The following is a 25059-nucleotide window of genomic DNA, read 5'->3' on the forward strand; positions in this document are numbered from 1 at the left end:
ATCATAGCATATTTTGCACAAAAAAATTCTTCTTACATTAGCATAAGAAGAATTTTTTTCATTTATGACTTACGTTGCTCCTTTAAAGAACGACGTAATATTTTGCCCGTTGTATTTTTAGGAAGCTCCTCAATGATTTCGATTTCCTTTGGTACACGGTATTTCGCTAAATGCTCTTTGCAGTAGGCCATCAGCACTTCTTCTGTTACTGCTTCGTCCTTCACTACTACATAAGCATGCACGGCCTCGCCAAAGTCAGGATCAGGGAAGCCAACAACTGCCGCTTCGATGACTTCAGGATGTGCATAAAATACTTCTTCTACCTCACGTGGATAAACATTATAGCCGCCTACAATAATCATATCCTTTTTACGGTCTACAATATAAAAGTAGCCTTCTTCATCCATGCGCGCAAGGTCGCCCGTGTATAACCAACCATCTCGTAAAGCAAATGCAGAGTCCTCTGGCATTTTATAATAGCCTTTCATAACATTTGGGCCGCGTACGATTAATTCGCCCACTTCACCAACAGGCACTTCCTCACCATACTCATTAACTACTTTATTTTCTACGTTATTAATGGACATGCCAATTGAGCCTGCTTTGCGCTCGCGTACTAACGGGTTAAAACATGTCACTGGTGAAGCCTCGGATAAACCGTAGCCTTCTGAGATGCGTACATTAAATTTATTTTCAAAGTTATGAAGCAGTGATACAGGCATCGCTGCCCCACCTGATATAGCTAAACGAATCGTTGCGAAATCAGCAACATCACTATTTGGTAATTGATATAAGAAGTTAAACATCGTTGGCACACCAGCAAATACAGTTGCCTGTTGCTCCTTAACTAAATGGAAAACTTCCTTAGGACTAAACTTTGGAACTAAAATAATCGTTGCGCCACTAATTAATGGTGCATTAACAACTACGGTTAATGCAAAAACATGGAATACAGGAAGCGTTGCGATAACTTTATCATTCGCTGTGTATTGTAAATATGCGCCAATATCACGAGCGTTAGAGTACAGATTACCATGCGTTAGCATCGCTCCCTTTGGAACACCTGTCGTACCTGAAGTGTATAAAATAACCGCAGTATCATCAATCGTCACAGGTGTAATAGGCGCAACCTCATGCGCTGCGTGTAGCAATGCTTGGAATAATGATGTCTTGGCATGAATCATCGTAGGTAAAAGCTCTACACGCTCCATAACATCATCTTGTGTTTCACAAATAATATAATGCTCAACTTTCGGGAAAAGCTGCTCGCCTTCCGCCACTAAAGGTACTAGCAGGTCGAGTGCGATAACTACCTTAACATCCCCGTTGTTTACGATATAACTAATTTCACTTGGCGTATAAATTGGATTAACTGGAATTACTGTAGCGCCAATGCGCATGCTAGCATAAAGCGATACGATAAAGTGCGGCGTGTTACCAAGTAGTAAAGCAACATGATCGCCTTTCTTTACACCAAGCGTTGTTAACGCCTGAGCAAATTTCCCTACTGCATGCTCTAATTCACCATAGCTCGTATCCTTCCCCATAAAGTGATACGCAATCTTGTTTGGCTGTTGCTCAGCTTGACTTTGTAAACTCGTTACTAAATTCATTACTACCATCCCCTTTGTGAAATGAATCGTCATTCAGCATTATTATACAAAAATAATCTTAGTAAAACAACATATTTCCGTCATTAATGTAACATTTTACGTATTTTACGAGCGAACATGCGCAATATAGCGCCAACGAATCAAGTAAAAATAAATCACTTGAATAGCTACAAGGAAGCTAAATGCTAACAGCACTTCCTTCGCAATTGAAATATTTACAAGGTCTTTTAAAAAGACTTGTAGCGCAGCAAAGGCAAAAGTACAGTGCAGTAAAGCTAAGCCCCATGGAATAAAGAATTGCGGGAATAAATAACGGTTCACTAATTTTTTTAGCTCACTGTCGGTTAACCCCATACGGCGAAGCACAGCAAATTGTTGTTGATTACGCTCCAAGGCTGCATGTAATTTAAAGTAAATAAAACTACCTGATGCTAGTAAAAATACCGTAGCAACAAGTAATACTACCAATGTAAATAATGAATACGTCGCCACAATATAGGAATAATTTAAGCCTGCATTTTCAAGCTTGTATGGCGGATTTTGCCCAAATATCGTAGTCCCCTCACTTGCGAGCGCAATATCCTTTGTTTCCATCCAGTTGTTAACATCAAAAGTAAAGAGGTGATACACAGGTTGTGCTACAGTTGGATCATTTGTGATATACCAAAGTTTTTCAAAATCCTCATCACTTAAAATAATAGAGTTTACGCTAATAACAGCTTTAGGAAAAATAACCTTTGGGTACACACGGTCAATCTTTATAGCAATATCATTTTCCTCAAGTACTGTATGCACAACCTTATCTTTTAATACCCGTAAATCCTCCTCCGTATTGGGGATAAACATCGCCTCTCCCTCTAGAAGGTTAACCATTGGGTAGTTGTAAGAGTAAAGCAGACGATTAATATCTGACTCACGCAATACTTCAACTTCATTTTTGGTTGCTGATGACGTCTGCTTAATGACAACGAAACGTGTTAAATGATAAGAAAGCCCTCGCTCTTCAAGTTGCTCCGTTAATGAACGTATATGCTCACCCTCATAAGGATTGTCCGCATCTCCTTTATAAATTAAGCCCATTGGATTAATTAAATTATACTGTGTGGTATAGGACGACATCGTCGCTAATACACCTACAGATAAAAAGGCTAATGTTGATACCATTGTGACAATGAAAAACATTTTGGCGTTATTTTTCATAATGTGCATTTGTTCAGCAATAGCTAATAAGCGAAAGCGTCGCCAGTTTACTTTGCGCTTGCGACGCACTGCATCTAAAATAAGCAACGTTGTATCACTAAAAAAGTAATACGTACCAAAGGTAATAAATAAAGGAACAAAAAGGGTCAATGTAATGTAATGCGTAAAATAAGAAGTAAAAATAACAAGACCATACGCAAAGACAATATAAGCAACGCCCTTAACCGCACGTTTGACAGAGTAGCTTGAGCCTGTTTCGATTTGGTCAATACCACGCAGTAAGTCTAATACTTTGTGCTCCCGTGAAAACGATACACTTAAATACGAAATCATCACAAATGCGCTTGTAAATACACCAATTGTTAATAAAAATGGTGACCACCCTAAATATAAAGGCAAGTCTTCTAAATACAGCATTTCACGCACAATCATAAAGAAAAACTTTGAAAAGGAAAAACCGAAAATAATACCAATAATGATTGAGGTAATACCAATAAGCATTGTTTCGATAAATACGAGGCGGTTCAGTTGCATGCGCTCCATACCGAGATGTAGTAATATCCCAAATTCCCTTGAACGTGCTGCTAAAAAAGCACTCATAGAATAAAATAAAAAGAATAGCGTAAATAGCACTAAAATAACTTCAGCGCCCGCCATCCCCACTAACGAAACTTCGCCAAGCACACCTGCGCCTAAAGCGGGGTGAAACATTAGCATTGAATAGATAAAAAATACCGCTACTGAAAAACAGCTCGCCATAAAGAAAGCTGCATAAATACGGCCATTTCGAAATACATTACGGTAAGCGAATTGTCGAAAGGTCACCGACTTGCCCTCCTCCAAGTAGACTGAGTACATTTAAAATACGTTGGAAAAACATTTGGCGGCGATCATCCTTATAAATCTCGTTATAAAATTCACCGTCTTTAATAAATAATACGCGGTCGCAATAACTTGCCGCGATTGGATCATGCGTCACCATAACAATCGTCGTCTTTTGTTCTTCATTAACATGTAATAATAGCTCTAGCACATCACGCGAAGTATTAGAGTCTAAATTACCGGTAGGTTCATCCGCTAAAATTAAACTCGGACGATGAATCAATGCACGGCCAATTGCCGTACGTTGTGCCTGTCCGCCTGAGATTTCATTTGGTCGCTTATGCAAAATGGACTGCAGATGCAAGCGCTCTGCAATAACCGCTAAGCGCTCCTCCATCTCCTCTAACGGCAAGTTGTCTAATGTTAACGGAAGAATGATATTTTCTTCGACCGTTAAAGTTTGTAGTAAATTAAAGTTTTGAAATACAAAGCCAAGCTGGCGACGTCTAAAGTACGCCAGCTCGTTTTCTTTTAATTGGTGTGGGTTGACGCCATTCATTAAAATCGTACCTGACGTTGGCTCATCCACAGTAGAAATCATATTTAATAAAGTTGTTTTACCGCTACCTGAAGGACCCATCACTGCCAAAAACTCACCTTCCTCTACGGAAAAGCTTAATTGATTAATGGCACGATGGGTAACCTTTCCCTCGTACACCTTCGTCATATTGTCGATTTCTAAAATTGGCATCATTTACTCACTCCATTACAGCTACTTTTGGTAATACTACTTCAAATGCAATTTCAAAGGTATTGCCGCTAAATGGTTTCGTCACGTCACCTTCATTCATTAATGAAAAGCAATGCTCCTCTACTACAATGTCCCACGCATCTAGCTCACCTTTAATAATTTCACCTTGCACACAGTAATGCCCTGTATACATAATTTTTTGGCCTTCTACCTCAAATGCATTAATACGGCATGGATTTAATAAATCAATACCTAGCTTAGCAGCAAAAGCAATGACGCTTGCTGACATTTGCTCGGTAACATACCGAAAGTTTTTACACTCACCACATAAGCAGCAATTTTCCTTATTAGCATAGGCTGCTTGTGTTGCCGCTAAATCTACTTCTAGTTCCCAATCATGCACGAGAATGCTCGTCATGTAACTCCCCCTTAAATGTGACGGTTACTGCTGTGCCTTCACCCACATTTGAAGTTATCACTAAGCCATGCCCTAGCTTTTCGCATACCTCTTGTGCTAAATATAAACCCATACCCGTAGATTCGCCTGTTTTACGCCCGTTTTCTCCTGTAAAAAATGCTTTCGTTACGCGGCTTAAATCCGATTTAGGGATACCAATGCCTTCGTCCCTAATTGTTAACGCCACCTCATCGCCTGTTGTTGCTGTAATATAAATCTTTTTATTTTGCTCAAAGGTATATTTTACAGCGTTCGTAACAAATTGGCTGATGACAAAACGCAACCACTTAGAGTCACTCGCTACGATGAGTTGCTCATCAACTTCAATTACAGGATAGACGCGGTTCGTAATAAAAAGGCGTTTGTTTTCATTAATAATACTTGTAATTAGTTCACGCACATTTACTTGTTCAACATGCATATCGTCCTCAAAACGCTCTAAGCGTGCATTAACAAGCACCATTTCAAGCCCTCGCTTTAAACGGTCAATCTCCTCTTGTAAGCTATGCTTATCAAGTTCGCCTTCCTCCTGCAGTAGTAACTCAATAACTGCAATAGGTGTTTTCATTTGGTGTACCCATTGATTCATAAATTCATCATGACGTTTTTGATTAGCATATAGCTCTTGTACTTCACGCTGGTAGAGCTTATACAGTTGCTGAATGTAGCGCTCTACATATTTTGCTTCTGCTGTGCTCGCATTTTTTTGGAGCACATCTTCAAGCGTTTCAGGTAACCTCATAATTTTACGGTAATAGCGCTGACGCGGTATAAAGCGCACAATTAAAAAAGAGGCGAGTAGCACAAGGCTTATCGCCAACGAATAAATAGCTGTGCTACTGTTACGAAAGCCATCTAACCAGTAAATCGCCATAATAAAAACAATGAGCACAAGTTCAAATATTATGAAGGAAACATGGTCGCGCAAAAATAATTTCACGCTACTCATTAATACTCCTCCTCATGTAAAATAAAACGATAGCCAGCGCCACGTACGGTTTCTATTGTAGATTGCACACCGTAGTCGGCTAACTTTTTACGTACACGCGTCATATTTACATTAAGCGTGTTTTCGTCTACAAAGGCCTGATCATCCCAAAGCTCCTCCAATAATTGCTCGCGAGAAACTACCTTAGGTGCCTGTCCCATTAGTAACGCAAGAATGACGCACTCCTTTTTTTGGAGCGGTACTTCGTCTGTCTTTGTATGTAACTCCATACGCTCAAGGTGCAATGTTAATTGACCAAGCTTAATCGTACGCTCCTCCTGACGAGCGGCATACTCGCCGTAAGTACGTCGCAAATGACTTTTAATCTTTGCAAGTACAATCTCATAGTTAAATGGCTTAGTAATAAAATCATCACCGCCATTTTCAAGCGCAAATACTTGGTCCATCTCTCCTGAGCGTGCCGAAATAAATAATATTGGGCATGTGGTATGTTGACGTAGCTGACGACACCAATAATAGCCGTCGTAGGCTGGTAAATTTATATCTAATAACACCAAATGGGGTTGAAAGGCCGTAAATTCTTCGATTAATGCGTCGAAGTTTTCAATGACTTGCACATCATATTGATACTTACGTAGTGTATCCGCAAGTAATGAAGCAATTTTTGTATCGTCTTCTACGATAAAAATGCGATGCTTATCCACAACAACGCCTCCTTCTCTACTCTATAGTATAGCAAAAAACAAATAACACTTAAAATTTCTACTGTCAATAGGACGCACTAAGCTTACTTAAGGTTCATGAAAAAAATAAGCAACCGCGTCCTATGCACGGTTGCTTATGCTTAATAAATTAATTGTAAGAAGGCTTGCTGTGTGACACCACCAAATAATTTTCCGGTATCAAAAGGTGCAATAGCCTGCGCAATTGCTTCTTTACTATAAGCCTTACCTTTGAGTGCCTCTGCTAACTCAGCTACTTCGCCCACACCAAAGAAATCACCAAAAATCGTAATATCCTCAATTAAGCCTTTACTTACCTCTAAACGAATATCTACACTACCTGATGGGAAGCGCTGTGTTTTTTGTAAGTTAAAGCGTGGTGACTTGCCATAGTTCCATGACCATTGTTGGTAGCGCTCTTGCGAAATTTTATGAATGGCTTGCCAGTCTTCGTCCGTTAACTTATAGTAACGAATATTTTCTTCGCCACCAAAAATAGATTTTAAAATTTCCATACGAAAATCTTCAATTGGCATTGGTTGTTGTAAAAAATCTGCGATATTGGCTACGCGAGAGCGAATCGATTTGATTCCTTTAGAGGCAATCTTCTCCTGTTTAACATTAAGTGCAGCTACAACAGCATCAATCTCTGTGTCATACATCAGCGTACCATGACTAAACATACGACCGCGTGTAGAAAACTGTGCATTGCCCGAAACCTTTTTACCCTCTGCTAAAATATCATTACGTCCCGAAAGTTCCGCGTTAACACCCATTTTAGCAAGTGCATCTACTACAGGCTGTGTAAATTTTTTGTAATCTAAAAAACTGTTACCATCATCCTTCGTAATAAAACTAAAATTTAAATTACCGTGGTCATGGTATACAGCACCCCCACCTGATAGGCGACGCACTACAATAATATCGTTGTCCTCTACATAATCTGTATTAATTTCTTCAATCGTATTTTGGTTTTTACCAATAATAATAGATGGTTGATTAATATAGAACAGTAAAATGGGTTCTTGCTCAACATCCATTGTTTTAACTAAATACTCTTCAATCGCAAGGTTAATGCGAGGATCGTAATTTTTTTCGTTGTCTACAAATAGCATGGTATTGGCTCCTTCACCTGTTAATACTCTTTATTTTACAACATTTTTGAATTTTAGTGTTGACGAACGCAAACTGTTATAATACAATTAGAAATATCAAAACAGTATTAGTACAGATGATCATAGAGGAGGAAAACATTATGGTAGAAAACGTTGTAGAATTTTTCAAGAACTTACCTGCAAAGCAATGCACAGAATGCGGTGAAAAAATCGAAGAACAAAGCGAATGCTACAGCAACACTTGCGAAAAATGTAACTGTCTATAAGCATTTGTCTAGTAACTGTTAACTTGGGCATGTGTTATTCCCTACAACAGCAGCCCCGCAGTTCATGCGTACCCTTAACGCTTATGAATTGTTAATTAAATCTCTTACACTCAAACCCGCTCGCACAGCTCAAAAATTGCGTAGCGGGTTTTCTCATGCCAAAAAAAAGAGAAGCCGCAGCTCCTCTCTTAGTTAACGCATGTCATTATTGTCATTTGGTCCCTCAGGAATAACCTCATCCATAGTAGGCTCACCAATTTTAATTTCCTGCTTTGGCATGACATGCATACCACTCGCTGTTGTATGGGCAAACATATAATAAATACCATCTTGTTCTGGCTCTACCTTTACTTGATAAATGCCATCGCCTTGATATTCACCATCTAACATATAGCCCTCATCACGCAAGCCTGACTGCCAAAATTCAAATTGCACATGGGCATCTTCAAGTTCTTTGCCAGCTTGTGTTACACGTGCCTCTAATGTTAAAGGTGCAAGTGGTGCTTCTGTTGGTGTTTGGATTTCTACTTCTACGATTTCTGGCACTTCAGGCTCTTTAGGTGAGTCACTACAGCCCGCCACAAGTACAGCAGTTGTTGCTACTGCTAACCACATTTTTTTCATCGCTTATCATTCCTCCATTACTGGTACGTCCACTACTACAGTTGTACCCTTGCCTACTTCACTCGTTATCGTCATCGTAGCACCTTGTTGTTTAACGAGCTGATCGACAATAGATAGCCCTAAACCGCTTCCACCGTCCGAACGGCTACGTGCTTTATTGACGCGGTAAAAGCGCTCTGTAATATGTGGTAGGTCCTCAGCAGGTATGCCAATACCCTCATCCTTAATCATAACACGAGCAAATTGACCATGTTGTGTTGCTTGTAGCGTAATACAGCTACCTTCACTAGAATAGTTTACGGCATTCTCGATTAAATTTATAGCGATTTGTTTAAGCTTTTCTTCATCTGCCATCACAATTAACGCATCATCAAGCGTAACAGCAAGCGTAATGTTTTTCTTAGCCACTACAGGATACATTAACTGCTCTACTTCACGTAAAGTCTCAGCTAAAGGTATAGGGTAAAGCATTAGCTCTTCCTCTTGCTCATTGTTCATACGCGCTAATTGTAAGAGTTCGTTCGTTAAGCGTTCCATACGATTCGCTTCGCGTACGAGTAAACCAATTGTTTCGTCTTGCTCTTCTTTTTTAATCATACCACTTTGGATTGCTTCGCTATATCCTTTTACATAACTAATCGGTGTACGAAGCTCATGTGAGACAGTCGCTAAAAACGTTTTTTGCGCCTCATCTTCTTTATGAATGGCCTCAGCCATTTCATTAAAAGCCTGTGATAGCTTACCAATCTCGTCCATAGAGCTTACAGGTACATGAATGTTATAGTCACCTGCTGACATTTTATCAACAGCCTGTTGTAAATCGCGTAGTGGGCGCATAATATGACGTAAACCTTTTGATACTAAAAATGCAGCTACTAGTGCAAATAAAAATGCACTGAAAAATAAAATTAATACTTCTTGATTGGTTAGCTCACTAATTTTTGCTAATGGGAAGTAAATATAAATAATCCCCTCAAGGCGATTTTGGTCCACTAACGGGAACATTACAGAAATCACCTGACGCTCAAAGCGCGGCTCGTACCCCATTGAAGATACATACTCGCCCGCTAATAGTTTTTGACGCTCATCAACACCAATCAATGTATCATAATCAATATCAAAAGGTACGCAGGCGCTAAGCTCACGCGGATTACGTACCGCAAATACATTAAAGTTAGAATAATTGTTATACGTTTCGATATCTAAAATTAATTGGTCGTCCACGCGACCTCCCTTATACATCGTCTGTAACTTTGTACCAATCTCCTCCATGGAGCTTTCTGCATCTTGTACATACAATTGCAAATACAAAACTCCGTTAGAAAATACATAAAAATTACAGTGAGCGCAATAAAGGTGACGATTAATAACCAAATACGTGTGGAGAGTTTCTTCATTTTTTCGGCTCGAAGCGGTAGCCTACGCCCCAAACAGTTTGTACATACTCACTCGCTTGCTTACCTAGTTTTAAGCGTAGCGTTTTAATATGTGTATCTACAGTACGTGTACCACCCGCATAGTCAATATCCCAAATTCGCTCTAGCAATTGCTCACGTGAGTAAGCTGTACCTGGGTTAAGCATAAATAAATAAAGGAGCTCAAATTCTTTTAAAGTAAGCGGCACAACTTTATCCTCTACATATACCTTGCGTGCCACTTCATCTAATTTAATAGGATCAATGGCAATATATTTTTGTTGGATTTCTAACTCAGTCGCACCTGTACGGCGTAATACCGCATTAATACGTGCTACTAACTCATCAATTGTAAAAGGCTTTACAATGTAATCATCTGCACCAATTGTTAGTCCACGTACCTTATCTTCACTTGCATCACGCGCTGTTAAAAAGATAATAGGTACTTTAGAAGTTTCGCGTATACGTGTGCATACTTCAAAGCCATTTTCATTTGGCATCATTACATCAAGTAAAATTAAATCAACTGTATTATGACGAAGCGCATAGTATGCTTCCTCACCACTGCTCGCTGTGATTGTTTCAAAATGCGAATTTTTTAACATCATCTCTATTAAATGGCGCATATCACGCTCATCATCAACAATTAGTACCTTTGTCAAAGTTAATCCTCCCTAACTAGCAATTTAAATGGTCCCTTTTGTACATCTAGTTCCTTTATTACAACCCCATCCGTAATAGCATATAATTTATGGTCATCATAGCCCGCTACAAAAATGGTATCACCCACCGTAGCAATGGCGAAAGGGTTAGCCCCCACATCCTGTTTCCATAATGCTGTGCCATCTGGCTTCACTGCGTAAACAGTATTACGTCCATGACTGACCACATATATTTCTTCGTTATGCTGTGCAAACTCAATTGGCATTAGTGGCATTTCTAGCTTGCCAAGTAGCTCACCTGTTTGTAAATTATAACGTTTTACATCCGCATTAGGACGTACACCCTCACCATGACCACCTAGCCATAGCTCATTTGTATTGTCTGGCACAATTAAACCATTGGCTGACTTATCAATAGCAAAGCTACGTTTCTCTATCAATGTATTTGCATCTAGCACTTGGAGTACTGTGTCTTTATAGTTAATCACGAATAACTCATCGTCATGAATGAGCATAGACATCGGGTAGTTGCCCACTTGAATTTGCTTAAGTGGCTCACCCGTTAAACTATACATATGCACGCGATTGGTATCGCCATTAGCTATATATATTTTAGCTTGCTTTGTATTGTAATAAATATTTGTAACACCTGTACCTGTCTTCAACTCGTACTTCTTTTCGCCTGTCGCGAGTGAATAAGCAACTGCCTTATCTAAGCCAAAACCATAAAGAATTACGGTGTCCTCTACTAAAGTTGCACCTGTATAGGCCTTATCCAAGTGCCAAGTCGCAAGCGGCTCACCCTGCGGCGTAAAAAATGATAGCGATGGCTCTAATATATTCACTGTTGCCACAAAGTTTTTTGCTGTAATTGGTTCATGGCGTTTAGCTGAGCAACCCACTAACATTATGCTAACTACTAGTAGTAATAGCCACTGTTTTCGCATTGTTCTCACCTCTCGTATTATCATACTTCATAAGTGTGAAGTTTCCATGAAACAATGGCGCTTATATTTTGAACATGTTATGACGATTAAAAAAAGCAGCGGCTCTCATTTACATGAAAGCTGCTGCTCGTAGGGTGCCAATAATTGCGCGGCGATTTGTTGTCCTTGTGCGACACATTCTGGGATGGATATCCCTTTAAATGAGCTCCCTGCAAGATGCACATTAGGATATACCTCGTGTAATTTTTGTTCAACGCGTGCAATGCGCGCCTTATGCCCCACTGTATATTGTGGCATAGCGTCCTTCCAGCGTGTCACAATCGTAGTTAGTGGCTTACCACTAACACCAAGTGTTTGCTGTAAATCGGCTAATACATTTTGTTCAATCTCTCGGTCGGAGAGCTCTACAATTGCCTCATCACCCACACGCCCAATATAACTACGTAACACTACATAATCCTGTGGTGCTGTCGTTGGCCACTTTAAATTGCTCCATGTACATGAGGTGATGGTTAAATCACTATTGCGTGAAACAAAAAAGGCAAGTGCCTTCAAGTCTGCAAATTGTTCTCTTTTAAACACCATATTTACCGTGGCAATTGTTGCGGCTGTCATATCATCTAACTCCTGTAGCATTTGCTTGTCCGCAAATAACCCCTGTGCTACATGGTAGGGTGTGGCAATAATAATATCGTCTGCCTGCATAATCGGCTTATGACTTAACTGCACAGTCATTTCCTTGTCTGCATTATACGCAATTGCTTCAGCGCGTACTCCTTTTAGGATCGTGCCTGGTTTAAGCGTCGCTTCCATTGCTTCGACCATTGTTTCTAAACCATTTTTAAACGTATGAAAAATCCCCTCAGCTTGCTCAGGGACATCACCGTAAAAAAGGCTCGATTGCGCTTTACGCATACCGAGCAGTAGGCTGCGGTGCTTTTGCTCTACGTCATATAACTCAGGAAATGTTGTTTGCAAACTTAACTGCTCTACATCACCTGCATAAACGCTTGCTAACAAAGGCTCAACTAAGTTTTCTACGATTTCTGCGCCAAAACGACGGCGTAGGAACGGACCTACTGGTTGGTCAACAGGCAAATGCGTGCGCGGGATAACAAAGTCACCCGCTGCACGCACTTTACCACTGACTGAAAATAATCGAGATGTTATAAAGGATGAGATATGCGGCGCATCGCCAGCTAACAAACTTTCGGGTACTGGGTACAGTTCATTGCCAAGTGCAACATAGGTAGGGCCTAAATGGTTACCTACTATGCTGTCTTCGATATGCAAGTCCTGTGCCAGCTGTTGCACACTGCCTGTACGGTCAAAAAAGGACTCAGGACCTTTCTCAACAATAATGCCATTTTTACGGTGTGTGTGAACTTTCCCACCTAAACGGAGTGAGGCCTCCACTAATGTGATGTCAATTGGCAATTGCTTAGCAATAGCAGCGCGCTGTAAATAATACGTTGCTGTTAAGCCTGTAATGCCGCCCCCGATGATTACAATTCTCCGTCTTCCCTTTGTCACTGTCATCATCACTTTCTGTTATTACTGTAACTTTTTATTGATAGCGCTTACCATCGCATCAATAAATAATGGATCTGTATTTGGCATAGCTGGGCGGTAATAGTTTGCCCCAACCTCGTCACAAACTACTTTACATTCATAGTCATTGTCATAAAGCACTTCTAAATGCTCTGTAACAAAGCCTACTGGTGTGTAAACAAATGAACGGTAGCCTTTAGTATTGTATAAATCACGCGTTAAATCCTGTACGTCTGGTCCTAACCATGGATCTGGTGTTTGACCTTCAGATTGCCAACCAACCTCAACATTTTTAACACCTGTTGCTTCTTGGATTAACTTAGCTGTATCATGCAATTGTTGCTCGTACGGATCGCCTAATAGCTTGATTTTCTCTGGTAATGAGTGAGCTGATACGATTAAACAAGCTTTTTCGCGCTCTTCTTCTGACATTTCGTTGAAAGTCTCACTTACTTTATTAGCCCAGTATTGGATAAATGATGGCTCATCATACCAAGACTCAACACAAGTTACATTTAAATTACCTGCTTTTTCGGCTTCTTCAAGTACACGTCCATTATATGATTTTACTGAGAATGTTGAGAAATGCGGTGCTAAAACGATAGATACAGCTTCTGTAATACCATCTGCATGCATACTAGCTACGGCATCTTCAATAAATGGCTCAATATGCTTTAAGCCAATATATAATTTGTATTCTACTTCATCTTGCACTTCATTTAAGCGTGCACATAACGCCTCTGCTTGTGCCTCTGTAGCTTTCGCTAATGGCGAAATCCCACCAATTGCAGCATAGCGCTGACGTAAGTCTTCTAAATGTTCAGGTGCTGGCTTACGACCACCACGAATATGCGTATAGTAACGCTCGATATCTTCTTCTTTATAAGGCGTACCGTACGCCATTACTAACAATCCTCGCACTTGTTTCATGCGTGATTCACCTCTTTTTTAGATTAACCGCGTGCTGCGATTTGTTTTGCACTGTATTCATGAATAAACGCTGTTAAACGCTTTAATACCTCAGGGTCTACTTCTGGGAAGACACCATGGCCTAAGTTAAAGATATGGCCTTTTGCTTCTAAACCTTGGTCAATAATATCTTTAGCGCGTGCTTCAATGATTGACCAATCTGCAAGTAGTAGTGCTGGGTCTAAGTTACCTTGAACTGGCTTATTAACACCCTTAGCTAACGCATCCTTAATTGGTAAGCGCCAGTCTAAACCAACTACATCAATCGGCAGGTCATTCCATTCATTAACAAGGTGCTTGCGCCTACACCAAATTGAATAAGTGGAATATTTTCTTCACGTAGTGTTGAGAAAATGCGTGTCATTACTGGCTTAATAAAGACACGGTAGTCTTCTACGTTTAATGCGCCTACCCAAGAGTCAAAGATTTGTACGGCTTTAGCGCCCGCTTTGACCTGTGCACGAATATCAGCAATAATCATGTCTGCCAATTTATCCATTAACGCAAACCAAGCTTTAGGCTCAGAAACCATTAATGATTTTGTTTTATTATAATTTTTTGAAGGACCGCCTTCAATCATATAGCTCGCTAGTGTAAATGGTGCACCCGCAAAGCCAATTAACGGCACATTTAATTGTTCTTCCGTTAACATCTTGATTGTTTCAAGTACAAATGGTGTGTGTTCTTCTGCATTAAACTCACCTAGTTTTTCGATATCTGCAACTGTACGTACAGGATTAGAGATTACAGGACCAATGCCCGCTTTAATTTGTACATCAATACCAATGCCTGGTAGCGGCGTTACAATATCTTTATATAAAATAGCTGCGTCTACGTTGTAGTTATCTACAGGTAGGCGGGTTACATATGCACATAATTCTGGCTGCATTGTAATTTCTTCTAGTGAGTATTTCTTTTTAATTTCACGGTACTCTGGCTGTGAGCGTCCCGCTTGGCGCATATACCAAACTGGTGTGTGCTCCACCTTTTCGCCGCGTGCTGCGCGAAGTAATGTATCATTAAATTTTGTCATGAATAACATCTCTCCTTCAAAATAAATAACTTATATGTAAAGCTAAACATCCTTATTTACTATATACGGTCAACGCTACTATTGTATAGCATCAACTGACAAATGTCATAAAATCGTTCTTTATATGCGATTCTTTTGACAAAATCTTGTATTATCGTTTAAATAGAAGATAAGATTCAGACTTTTTTCTTAAACACAAGGAGGCAATTTCAAATGAATATTTATTTAACTTCAGGCACACCAGAGTATATGGAGCAAGTTCGTGCAAAATACCCTAATGAAAAAATGGTCGTACTTTATGGCGAGGGTAATGCTGTACTGCTTCACGAAACAGAAGGCAAGACGGTATTCCAATCACCACGTAAGTTTGAGGCCATTGATTCAATTAACGAATTACAAGGCACAGGCTACTATGTCTTAAATAATATTCCTGTCACTGAAGAGGGTCGCCCAGTATTTGAGCACCGCTTCCTAAGCCGTAAAGGATCAATTGAAAATGAGCCTGGTTTTGTAGCCTTCCGTTTAATGCGCCCTATTGGCGAAGAAACATACATCGTTTTAACAGAGTGGGTTGGCCCTGAGTCATTTAAAGCATGGACAGAGTCGCAAGCATTTAAAAACTCACATGCTGACAAAAAACCTGAGGCTGCCGCAAAACCACCAGTAAATATTTTTGCAGCTGCATCCTATGTAACAACATACCAAACAGCTAAACAAGAAGACTAATTATACAAGCAGCCTAAGCAAACTTAGGTTGCTTTTTTCTGCACAAAAAAACTGAGCACCATTCGGCACTCAGTTATCCTTATTTTTTCATCACTTGTTGTGTAAATAAACCAACTACAATCATAATAACACCCGTCACATAAAAGTAAGGCTGTGTAACATGACTAAGCGTAACAATGATTGCCTGCACAATAATAAGCAGACGTACAATACTTGTAGCTGCTTCCTTCTTCTGTGCAGCTGGTACAGGATAAAGCATATCCATCCGGAAGGCAGATTGATTGGTTAATGCTTGTTGTAACTGTAGCGCTGTTGCAAAAGATAAAGCGCCTGCAATAATAAAACGTACAATCGTAATATCTACAAATGCTGCTAGTAGCGCGGCAATAAAAGTTAAACGCACCCATAAATAAAAATGATCATTTGTTCGTACAAACATACGCCACGTTAAATAACGTTGCGTATTTTTTTTACCGTATGGTGCTAACACATAAATCATGTCCAACCATTTTCGACGACGTATAGCACCGCGTAGATGCGGTACGTCGGTAAAATAATTAGCAAAGCGATAAAAACGCAACATACGATTTTGTTCGATCGTAATAAAATGCTCATACGGAAACGGCTGGTTTTGCACTTTGGCTTTTAATACACGCATATAAATTAAGTGGGTAATAAAACCAATAGCTAAACCGTAATACCAACCGTTTAGATAAGTGGCTAATGTTAGCACCACCAAACCGAAACGCAGTAAACGGTCAACCCAGACAAAGCGCCCACGCATATAATAACGAAATGCAAACTCACTGTGGATACTCATATATTTTAGCGCAAGTGCAATCGCGAGCCCCAGCCATAATAGTGCTGTTGATAGCGGCGTTACTACTTTTAATAAAGGGATAAAAGCCACATAGGCTACTACAATGACAATAATGCTTGTTGTAAAACTAAAACGTAAAGCTTGTGTAAAGTATTCATTCATTTTATTTTCGAGTGGTAATAAATACACTGCATCAGGCTCACGTAGTAATGTTGCTGGTTGGCTAAACATAATAAGCATACCAAGCACAACCCCTACCAATAAAGCTGCAGGAAAGTCGGGTTGCACCACATTAAGCCATGCACTATATTGGTAACCTCCCGCGCCTAATAAAAATACCAATACAATTGCAATATGTCCTGTAAATATATAACGCATATACTTTTGTAGTTCGGCAGTATAATGTGTAAGACGTGTTTGCCAAACATCTTGTAAATTACGCATGGTCTTGCTCCTTTGTCATTGCAATATACAAATCATCTAGCGTAGCATCTGGCATTGCAAATGCCTCGCGCAAATCCGCCATTGTTCCCTGTGCACGAACACGTCCCTCATGCAGTAAAATAATACGGTCACAATAACGTTCAGCTGTTGATAAAATATGCGTAGACATTAAAATCGAAGCGCCCTCTTGTTTTTTTGCATCCATTTGATCAAGTAAAGATTGGATACCCAGTGGATCTAAACCTACGAACGGTTCATCAATAATGTATAGCGCCGGCTCCACTAAAAAGGCACACATAATCATAACCTTTTGACGCATCCCTTTCGAAAAATGCGAAGGGAACCACTTTAAGCGGCGCTCCATTCGAAACTCTTTTAATAATTTTTCAGAGCGCGTCTTCACTGTTGCTTCATCTAATCCGTAAGCCATACCCGTTAATGCTAAATGCTCCTCAAGTGTTAGCTCATCATAAAGTACGGGCGTTTCAGGAATATACGAAAATGAACTACGGTACTTCTCCATATCTTGCTGTAATGTAACACCTTGCAATGCAACTTCTCCTGCATCAGGCAGTAACGTGCCAATAATATGCTTAATGGTTGTACTTTTACCTGCACCATTTAACCCAATTAAACCTACAAGCTCGCCCTCCCCAATCGAAAAGCTCACCTCTTTAATAACAGGCTTGCGTGTATAGCCGCCTGTAACGTTCGTTAATTGTAAAACTGCCATATCTTCCAACTCCTATTCTGTTTATAGTTTAGCAAATATCAACGTTTTGTTCAGTTATTTGTATGATAGAATAAGTTTAATACAAACTAAAGGAGGAATTGCAATGAACGATTGTATTTTTTGTAAAATTATTGATGGTACAATTCCAAGTATAAAAGTATACGAGGACGAGCATGTGTATGCCTTTATGGATATTACACCACTTGCTAAAGGTCATACATTATTAATTCCTAAACAGCACGTAAAGGATTTATTTGATATGCCAAGTGAGCTAGCAGGTCATCTGTATTCTGTTGCACCAAGTATTGCTAATGCCATCAAAACAGCTTTCAATCCAAAAGGCTTAAACACATTAAATAATAACGGCGCAGCAGCTTACCAATCCGTGTTCCATTACCACCTACATTTCATTCCACGTTACGAAGAAGACGGCTTAACACTTGTGTGGGAACCAATCAAACCTGAAATGGCAGAGGTACAACAAGCAGCAACTGCTATTGCGGATGCACTAAACGCTTAATTTTCTGAATAATCATTGCATTTATGCAAAGACACTTGTATAATTTAGCCAAGTTTCGCTAGCGCTCATGAGGAGACGTTAGGAGACCACAGTTTAGACTAGTTGAGGAGAGATGAGTTATGAAGACGAAGAATCTTGTTTTAATGGCACTATTAGTAGGTGTCGGTGCGGCATTGTATATGGTCGTACCTGGCTTTATTGGGGGCATGAAGCCAGACTTTATGCTGACAATGATGTTTATTGGCATTTTATTATTTCCCTATGCAAAGGAAACATTTTTGCTTTCACTAGCAACGGGTGTACTATCAGGCTTATTTACAACATTCCCAGGAGGGCTTTTACCAAATATTATTGATAAGGCAATTACAGGCTTTGTTTTTTTAGGCGCGGTGACCGTGCTTGCTAAAGTCGTTCAGCGTACTTTTGTACAGCTTGCATTAATTGTAGCTGGCACAATTGTATCAGGCGCTATTTTTTTAGGCACAGCATTATTTGTCTTCCAAGCAAATGTACCTGTTGGCTTTGCTGCATTATTTGTTGGGGTGGTACTACCTGCAACAGTATTTAACGCCATTGCCTTCGCTGTTATTTACCCTATCATTACAAATTTAGTAAAGCGCTCGTCATTTAAAACAGCAGCAACTCATGCGTAAGCCAAAGCGACTTGTCTTGTGACAGGTCGTTTTTTCTTTTCGAACACAATATTATGGGTATAATAAGAGTACACACTTAACTTATTGGAGGAATGTTTTATGAAAGCAAAGAATTTTTTATTGGGTGTTACAGCTGGCGTAGTTGGTGGCATGGCAGTAGCGGCATTTATCGCCCCGCAATCAGGTAATGACCTACGCACAACATTAAAATCAAATACCGCTAACCTAAAAGCACGTATTGCTGATACACGTGGTGAAGTAAATAATGTAAAAGCTTCTATTACTACACTAACTTCAGTTGCAAAAAATAATATTCCACAGATAGTAAATGAATTAAAAGAGACTATTCAACGTTTCCAAAAAGAAATCGAACCAAACACAACACACCTACAACAAGAAATTGGTTCTTTACAACAATCTATTGGCGAAATCGAGAAAAACATTAGCGAACTTAGAGAATCCACACAAAATTAAGCAAGCCTAACTATAGGCTTTTACTCTCACTAAAATATTAAATAGTTGATATTTTTAATATAAATGACGCAGAAAATGATAATTTTTCTGCGTCATTTTATTTTTTATTTTTTCTAACTTTAAAGTCTTTTCCTTTATTGCTATAATATTTTTAAAATGCTAAGAGAAAGTAGTAGGTGATTGCTATGTCAGATGAGTTATACACAAAAAAAGAGGCAATGCTATACAGCCAGCGCATTGCACAACTGTCAAAAGCGCTATGGAAAGCTGTCGAAAAGGATTGGCAGCATTGGATTAAACCCTATGACCTTAACATCAACGAGCACCACATCTTATGGATTTCATTCCACCTTAAAGGAGCGTCTATTTCTGATGTGGCGAAGTTTGGCGTAATGCACGTTTCTACTGCGTTTAACTTCTCTAAGAAATTAGAAGAACGCGGCTTCCTATCATTTTCGAAGCGTGACGATGATAAACGCAACACATATGTTGAGTTAACACCTGAGGGCAAGCAATTAATCTTAGAGCTTAACGCCAACTACCACAACACACAGCACACTGTGTTAAACGGCTCATTAGCCCTTAAAGATTTATACGGTCGCTTCCCTGAGTTTTTAGATGTAATGGCTGTTATTCGCAACATTTATGGGGATGATTTTATTGATATTTTCGAACGCTCATTTCAACACTTTCGTGAGTCCTTCGACGATTTAGAGCGAGAGCACTCGGATCATTAATACTAAAGGAATGTTGTCGCCTTTAAAAGCGCTTAACATTCCTTTTTATTTTTTCTATAATGAGAGAGAGGTGAACATAATGCACTGTTGGAAAATCTTAAATATTTATAAACAATACGGCTTACCCCGCATTTTATTATGGACGGTTATCGCATTTATTTTAACGCTTTGTACGAGCTACTTAGCCTTTACCTTTACGTATACAAAACCATTTAATGATGATTACTTTCTTATTTTCGCATCGCTTGTCATTGCTCTTTACCCCATCCATAAAGGTGTGCATTACTTAACACTGCTAGACTATAAGGACGAGGTTGAAACTGAATGGAAAATAATGTACAGCTACGTACCAACATTACATCTGCGCATTAAAGAAATTTTGCCAAAGCGCCGCTATATTGTTACACGCCTAGCACCTTTCATTACAATTAATAGTGCTATCATTATTAGTATGCTACTGGCACCCAATGTCATTCATTATGGTTCAATTTTACTCGCCTATCACACGAGTATTTGTGTAATTGATATTTTATATGTTAAAAATCTACTGCGCTCCCCTAAAGAGGCTCAAATTGAAGAAACCCCGCGCGGCTTCGAAATTTTAGTACCGCCAAACATTAGGTAATGTTGCTTGTATTTCATTTCATATTTTTGCTATGCTAAGAGGAACGAAAGAGGGGAGGAATAGATTTGCTACTATTCTCTGTAATTCTATTCTCGGTATTTTACTTATTCCAAATTAACCGCATGACGTTTGCCCTTTGCGAACGTAGAGAGATTCCCGAAGAGAAGCAACCAAAAATTTATCGTACTGTTAATATTTTAATTACGATTTTACTGTTTTCTTTCTATCTCGAGGTCATTACAGCTGGATAAGCGAGCTAAAAGGAGTTGCTAAAGGCAACTTCTTTTTTTTGGATGGAACCATTTTTGTTTTAATTTCGTTTATGATATAGTGTAACTTGCATGAACTGAATAGTGGGGAGAGAAAATTATTTATGAAGAAAAAAGCATTAACGTTCACACTTGCTGCCTCGGTAGTAGCATTAGCTGCTTGTAGCGGTGGAGATAGCTCTGACCTTGTAACATCAAAAGACTTTGGTAAAATTACAACGGCTGAGTTTAACGATATGTCTAAGCAACTTACTGGACCATTCGTGTTAAAACAAATGATTACTGAAAAAGTGTTAGCTGATAAATATGAAGTTTCTAAAGAAGAAGTAGATGAAGCCTTTAAACCTGTTGAGGAGCAATATGGTGATGAGCTTAACTCAGCACTTGCTGCAAACGGCTTAACAGCTGACGGCTTTAAAGATTCATTACGTCTGCAATTACTACAAAACAAAGCGCTACAAGAACACGCTGTTACAGATGAAGAAGTTAAAAAAATCTACGAACAAGGCAAACAAGAACTTAATGGTCGCCATATTTTAGTAGAAGATGAAGAAACAGCACAAAAAGCGATTAAAGAAATCAAAGACGGTGCATCATTTGGTGATGTAGCGAAAAAATATTCGACAGACCCAGGCTCTAAAGAAAAAGGCGGCGAATTAGGTTGGTTCTCTCAAGGTACAATGCTTGAGTCATTCAATGATGCTGCTTATGCATTAGAGTTAAATAAAGTAAGTGAACCTGTAGCTTCTGACTTTGGCTTCCATGTTATCGAAATTACAGACAAGCGTGATGTAAAAGACTATCCTAAATTTGAGGATAAAGAAAATGAAATCCGCGAAGGTCTTGTAGAAAAAATGATGCAAACTGGCGAAGCACAAGTTGTGCTAGAGAAGTGGTTGGCAAAATGCTAAAAGAAGCTGACTTTAAAACAGAAGATCCTCTGTTAAAAGATGCGCTTAATTTATTCACTAATGGTCCTGAAGCCCAAGCAGAAGAAAAAGCTGACGACGCTAAGGAACAACCTGCTGAAGAACCAGCAAAAGAAGAGAAAAAAGAAGACAAGAAATAAGCTAAAACACCTCGCCTACCTTATGGTAAACGAGGTGTTTTTTTTGCAGACTCCCATAAAAATTGTAGATAGCGTACTGTCACATACCCCACCATTATCGTAGCAATTGTAGCTTCTATTATAATAAGCGCTGTTACAAAATGATTGCTATAGCCAAAGTGCTCATAAGTTTGTAGCAAGGCCGTTGCACTAATCACAAGTGGAAAGGTAAACGCCGCATAACTCGGGTAAAACGGCAGGCGCAGTAGCCTTGGTAGTTGTGTTAATACGACTACATACAATACTTGGGCTAGTATGAGTGCTACTAACAGTAATAAGGGTGAAGGCTCGCTAAAGTGAGCTAAGATGCCTGCTAAAATAAGCGATGTAGGCGCACATAAAATTGTAATAAGCGGTAAGGCTGGCTGTTCTATATCGCGTAAAACAAAAATGCGTAGTATGACAGGTGGCAATAACACAAGCAAAAATGCCATACAAGTATAAGAAACTGCTGTCATTAGCATCGGAGCTTGGTCGCCAGCAGTTAAAGGCATTACACCCATACCAATGTACATAATAAACCAGCTAGGATAAATTTTTGTAAGCGTTAGTGGTTCGCTCAATACAAAACGGTAGGTAAAAAATAGCATCAGCGCAAAATGTAGCACCACAGCACACCACCAAATCATTTGCCATACTTGACTCGTGGTCATGTACAAACTACTTGCAACCATTACTGCCATTGTAAAGGTTGGAGATACAGCGGCAATTACAGGATTTTGTAACTCTTGCCATACTTTTTTAGGAAACAGCACTACTTTAAGTACCAAGCCCATACCAAGCAGCATCCCTGCACCACTTAACATAGTAGTAACTAATTGAAGCTCAAACGCTAATAGCAGTTTAGCAAGTGAAAAAAGAGCTAGCACTAACCCACTCATAGGAATCGGTATACGACTAATAAAATTACGCATTCATTGTCATCTCCTTTGTTAGCTTTAGTATAAGCTACACCTTATTATTTTAAAAATACATAAATCTAATTATACTTATTATAAAATCTAATAATAAGGATGTGTTAGTATGCTTGAACAGTTACGCATATTTACAAAAGTTTATGAACAGCGCAATTTCACTAAAGCTGCCGAATTATTATTTATTTCACAGCCTACATTGTCAGTTAAAATCAAGCAACTTGAACAACAGTTAAATGTCACGCTATTTATTCGTCAGGGACCTAAAAATAGTATCCCAACTGAAGCAGCACATATTTTTTATGACTATGCGCTACAAACACTTGATACGTATGAACAAACGATTGCTAAGATGCAACGCGATGAGCGCATGCGTTGCACTATTGGTTGTTCTCATACGATTGCTGTACATTATTTCCCTATTATTTTACCCAAGCTTGCGATGCAATTTCCTATGATTGATTTTTCGCTGTCATTACGTAACTCTGAGCAAGTAGCTGAAGCCGTTACTCAGCACTCACTCACGATAGGTCTCATCGAAAAACCAATCGATACACACCCACTCGCTAAAAAAACAGTGGCTACCGACGAGTTAGTGCTCGCTGGGCAAAGTACGAGCCAACACTGGCTAATGCGCGAGCCATCGTCTGGTGTACGGTTTTTTAATGAACTCTATAGAGCTGAACACAATAGTACAACGCCTCTAATAGAAGTTGATAACAATGAAATGATTATTGCACTGTTACAGCAAGGCTTTGGTAAAAGTATTTTATCAAAAGCAAGCTTACCAAAACATATCCCTTACGAAACTTTGCCTTCACGCTATAAACGTGAGTTGTATGTCATTTATCATGAACAACAATTGCTCACTCCTGTAGTCCAAGCAATTATTGCAGCGTTCGCCACCATCAAAGATAGTTAAAAATCCATGTAACAAAAAAATGCACCCCCATTGTTAGTATGCCTAACAACGGGAGTGCAATTTTTATTTAATCAATTGTTGGTTTATAAAATGAACGATTATCTAAAGCAAATAAACGCTCCGTAAATTCGCCTGCTTCGGTTTGACGAAGCGCACGGTTTAACATATTCATTTTAGCATCAATATTATCTATATAATGTAGCATTTCTGCCTCTGCTAGCATTGGCTTTTTAGGGCTTCCCCACTCTTCTTTACCATGATGAGATAGCACCATATGTTGCAGTAACATAACTTCCTCACCTTCAATGCCTAACTCTTTGGCTGCTTCGGCAATTTCAGAAACCATAATTGAAATATGGCCGATTAAGTTACCCTCAACTGTATAACTTGTACCAACAGGACCCGTTAGCTCCGTTACTTTACCAACATCATGTAGGATGATGCCTGCATATAATAAATCCGTATTAAGTGTTGGATAAAGCTCGCCCATTGCCTTGCCTAAGTTAAGCATAGATACAACGTGGTCAATTAAACCTGATGCGTAGTCATGGTGATTGCGCATAGCTGCTGGGTAAACTAAAAAGGCCTCTTTATGCTTTTCAAGTAATAGTCGTGTAATGCGCATAATATTTGGGTTTTTAATATCAAATAAATAACGTACGACCTGCTCATACAACTCTTCCTTAGGTTGTGCTGCTGAAGGAACAAGGTCACTAATTGTTACACCCTCGTCTTCCTTTACTACACGAATCGCTTTAACACGTAATTGTTTACGTCCACGGTAATCTTGAATCTCACCACCAACATGTACGATTACACCTGCACGGTACATCTCTTGTTGTTCTTCTTTAGTATCCCAAAGCTTAGCTTCAATATCGCCACTTTTATCTTGTAACACTAAGGACATAAATGGCTTACCTACTGTTGTAATGCCTGCGCTCGCCTGCTTAATTAATAAAAACTGGTTAACCGCTTCACCAACTTGTAGTGTTGTAATACCCGTCATCATAGCCCACTC

Annotated in this window: 28 protein-coding genes and 1 pseudogene; 11 read left to right on the forward strand and 18 right to left on the reverse strand. The window is 39.3% G+C overall.

Translation table 11 applies throughout. The annotated features are described in order from the left end of the window. Positions 1-62: 62 nt before the first annotated feature. The 7 genes from CH76_RS05625 to CH76_RS05655 all read right to left on the reverse strand — a co-directional run bounded on the left by CH76_RS05625 (position 63) and on the right by CH76_RS05655 (position 7629). The gene (locus tag CH76_RS05625) at positions 63-1613 is read right to left on the reverse strand and encodes a fatty acid--CoA ligase family protein (protein ID WP_036144077.1); all 1551 of its coding nucleotides are present in this window, start codon (positions 1611-1613) and stop codon (positions 63-65) included. Between the two features lie 105 nt (positions 1614-1718). Further along, a complete protein-coding gene (locus tag CH76_RS05630) occupies positions 1719-3638 on the reverse strand; it encodes an FtsX-like permease family protein (protein WP_036144079.1) in 1920 nt (639 codons plus the stop codon). Beyond that, positions 3610-4386 (reverse strand): ABC transporter ATP-binding protein, encoded by a 777-nt coding sequence (locus tag CH76_RS05635; protein ID WP_036144152.1) that lies wholly within the window; start codon positions 4384-4386, stop codon positions 3610-3612. The genes CH76_RS05630 and CH76_RS05635 overlap by 29 nt, the downstream gene beginning before the upstream one ends. A 7-nt stretch (positions 4387-4393) precedes the next feature. Then, on the reverse strand, positions 4394-4804 hold the full coding sequence (locus CH76_RS05640) for a hypothetical protein (protein WP_036144083.1): 411 nt from the start codon (positions 4802-4804) through the stop codon (positions 4394-4396). Further along, the gene (locus CH76_RS05645) at positions 4782-5792 is read right to left on the reverse strand and encodes a sensor histidine kinase (protein ID WP_036144085.1); all 1011 of its coding nucleotides are present in this window, start codon (positions 5790-5792) and stop codon (positions 4782-4784) included. Before CH76_RS05645 ends, CH76_RS05640 begins: the two co-directional genes overlap by 23 nt. Further along, positions 5792-6496 (reverse strand): response regulator transcription factor, encoded by a 705-nt coding sequence (locus tag CH76_RS05650; protein ID WP_036144087.1) that lies wholly within the window; start codon positions 6494-6496, stop codon positions 5792-5794. The genes CH76_RS05645 and CH76_RS05650 overlap by 1 nt, the downstream gene beginning before the upstream one ends. A 140-nt stretch (positions 6497-6636) precedes the next feature. Then, positions 6637-7629 carry a lipoate--protein ligase gene (locus tag CH76_RS05655; protein WP_036144090.1) on the reverse strand — a complete coding sequence of 331 codons (993 nt, stop codon included), beginning with the start codon at positions 7627-7629 and terminating at the stop codon, positions 6637-6639. Positions 7630-7769: 140 nt separating this feature from the next. Between CH76_RS05655 and yhfH the strand changes: the two genes are divergently transcribed. Further along, positions 7770-7895, forward strand: coding sequence for a protein YhfH (gene yhfH / locus CH76_RS13690; RefSeq protein WP_081892634.1), 126 nt, complete (start codon positions 7770-7772; stop codon positions 7893-7895). A gap of 192 nt (positions 7896-8087) precedes the next feature. Here the strand turns inward: yhfH and CH76_RS05660 are convergent, their stop codons facing one another. The 7 genes and pseudogenes from CH76_RS05660 to hemE form a co-directional block, all read right to left on the reverse strand. Next, a complete protein-coding gene (locus CH76_RS05660; protein ID WP_036144092.1) occupies positions 8088-8519 on the reverse strand; it encodes a FixH family protein in 432 nt (143 codons plus the stop codon). Between the two features lie 6 nt (positions 8520-8525). After that, positions 8526-9824: a cell wall metabolism sensor histidine kinase WalK gene (locus CH76_RS05665; RefSeq protein ID WP_235190361.1), complete on the reverse strand. Its 1299-nt coding sequence runs from the start codon at positions 9822-9824 to the stop codon at positions 8526-8528. 88 nt (positions 9825-9912) lie between these two features. Next, the gene (locus CH76_RS05670) at positions 9913-10596 is read right to left on the reverse strand and encodes a response regulator transcription factor (RefSeq protein ID WP_036144094.1); all 684 of its coding nucleotides are present in this window, start codon (positions 10594-10596) and stop codon (positions 9913-9915) included. A 2-nt stretch (positions 10597-10598) separates the two neighbouring features. Next, positions 10599-11543: a YncE family protein gene (locus tag CH76_RS05675; protein WP_036144095.1), complete on the reverse strand. Its 945-nt coding sequence runs from the start codon at positions 11541-11543 to the stop codon at positions 10599-10601. A 105-nt stretch (positions 11544-11648) separates the two neighbouring features. Then, positions 11649-13082 (reverse strand): protoporphyrinogen oxidase, encoded by a 1434-nt coding sequence (gene hemG, locus CH76_RS05680; RefSeq protein ID WP_235190362.1) that lies wholly within the window; start codon positions 13080-13082, stop codon positions 11649-11651. Positions 13083-13097: 15 nt separating this feature from the next. Then, positions 13098-14024: a ferrochelatase gene (gene hemH, locus CH76_RS05685; protein ID WP_036144100.1), complete on the reverse strand. Its 927-nt coding sequence runs from the start codon at positions 14022-14024 to the stop codon at positions 13098-13100. A 23-nt stretch (positions 14025-14047) separates the two neighbouring features. Next, positions 14048-15105 (reverse strand): annotated as a pseudogene (gene hemE, locus CH76_RS05690) (uroporphyrinogen decarboxylase). A 204-nt stretch (positions 15106-15309) separates the two neighbouring features. Between hemE and CH76_RS05695 the strand changes: the two are divergent. After that, the gene (locus CH76_RS05695; protein WP_036144102.1) at positions 15310-15822 is read left to right on the forward strand and encodes an antibiotic biosynthesis monooxygenase; all 513 of its coding nucleotides are present in this window, start codon (positions 15310-15312) and stop codon (positions 15820-15822) included. 79 nt (positions 15823-15901) lie between these two features. On the opposite strand, the gene CH76_RS05700 is transcribed toward CH76_RS05695, so the two are convergent. Together CH76_RS05700 and CH76_RS05705 are read right to left on the reverse strand one after the other, a co-directional pair. Continuing rightward, positions 15902-17086, reverse strand: coding sequence for an ABC transporter permease (locus CH76_RS05700; RefSeq protein ID WP_036144103.1), 1185 nt, complete (start codon positions 17084-17086; stop codon positions 15902-15904). Further along, a complete protein-coding gene (locus tag CH76_RS05705; protein WP_036144106.1) occupies positions 17079-17819 on the reverse strand; it encodes an ABC transporter ATP-binding protein in 741 nt (246 codons plus the stop codon). Before CH76_RS05705 ends, CH76_RS05700 begins: the two co-directional genes overlap by 8 nt. 103 nt (positions 17820-17922) lie before the next feature. Here CH76_RS05705 and CH76_RS05710 point away from each other — a divergent pair, with 103 nt between their 5' ends. From CH76_RS05710 to CH76_RS14070, 8 genes are all read left to right on the forward strand, one after another. Further along, on the forward strand, positions 17923-18339 hold the full coding sequence (locus tag CH76_RS05710) for an HIT family protein (protein ID WP_036144107.1): 417 nt from the start codon (positions 17923-17925) through the stop codon (positions 18337-18339). Positions 18340-18458: 119 nt separating this feature from the next. Further along, positions 18459-18992: a tryptophan transporter gene (locus tag CH76_RS05715; RefSeq protein ID WP_036144109.1), complete on the forward strand. Its 534-nt coding sequence runs from the start codon at positions 18459-18461 to the stop codon at positions 18990-18992. Positions 18993-19091: 99 nt separating this feature from the next. Beyond that, positions 19092-19466, forward strand: coding sequence for a YtxH domain-containing protein (locus tag CH76_RS05720; protein ID WP_036144112.1), 375 nt, complete (start codon positions 19092-19094; stop codon positions 19464-19466). A gap of 179 nt (positions 19467-19645) precedes the next feature. Then, positions 19646-20203, forward strand: a complete 558-nt coding sequence (locus CH76_RS05725) for an HTH-type transcriptional regulator Hpr (protein ID WP_200877335.1) — start codon at positions 19646-19648, stop codon at positions 20201-20203. Between the two features lie 79 nt (positions 20204-20282). Continuing rightward, the gene (locus CH76_RS05730; RefSeq protein ID WP_036144114.1) at positions 20283-20828 is read left to right on the forward strand and encodes a DUF3267 domain-containing protein; all 546 of its coding nucleotides are present in this window, start codon (positions 20283-20285) and stop codon (positions 20826-20828) included. A 65-nt stretch (positions 20829-20893) separates the two neighbouring features. Next, positions 20894-21079, forward strand: a complete 186-nt coding sequence (locus tag CH76_RS13695; protein WP_081892637.1) for a hypothetical protein — start codon at positions 20894-20896, stop codon at positions 21077-21079. Positions 21080-21201: 122 nt separating this feature from the next. Further along, positions 21202-22008: a peptidylprolyl isomerase gene (locus tag CH76_RS05735; protein ID WP_235190363.1), complete on the forward strand. Its 807-nt coding sequence runs from the start codon at positions 21202-21204 to the stop codon at positions 22006-22008. Further along, positions 22002-22166 (forward strand): hypothetical protein, encoded by a 165-nt coding sequence (locus CH76_RS14070; protein WP_235190364.1) that lies wholly within the window; start codon positions 22002-22004, stop codon positions 22164-22166. Before CH76_RS05735 ends, CH76_RS14070 begins: the two co-directional genes overlap by 7 nt. 20 nt (positions 22167-22186) lie before the next feature. On the opposite strand, the gene CH76_RS05740 is transcribed toward CH76_RS14070, so the two are convergent. After that, entirely contained in the window at positions 22187-23119 is a 933-nt protein-coding gene (locus tag CH76_RS05740) for a TDT family transporter (RefSeq protein WP_036144115.1), read from the reverse strand. Positions 23120-23228: 109 nt separating this feature from the next. Here CH76_RS05740 and CH76_RS05745 point away from each other — a divergent pair, with 109 nt between their 5' ends. Beyond that, a complete protein-coding gene (locus CH76_RS05745) occupies positions 23229-24041 on the forward strand; it encodes a LysR family transcriptional regulator (protein WP_036144117.1) in 813 nt (270 codons plus the stop codon). Between the two features lie 67 nt (positions 24042-24108). On the opposite strand, the gene yhaM is transcribed toward CH76_RS05745, so the two are convergent. Next, the gene (yhaM, locus tag CH76_RS05750) at positions 24109-25047 is read right to left on the reverse strand and encodes a 3'-5' exoribonuclease YhaM (RefSeq protein WP_036144119.1); all 939 of its coding nucleotides are present in this window, start codon (positions 25045-25047) and stop codon (positions 24109-24111) included. Positions 25048-25059: the final 12 nt, after the last annotated feature.

The sequence above is a fragment of the Lysinibacillus sp. BF-4 genome (assembly GCF_000743635.1).
Lineage (GTDB): Bacteria > Bacillota > Bacilli > Bacillales_A > Planococcaceae > Metalysinibacillus > Metalysinibacillus saudimassiliensis.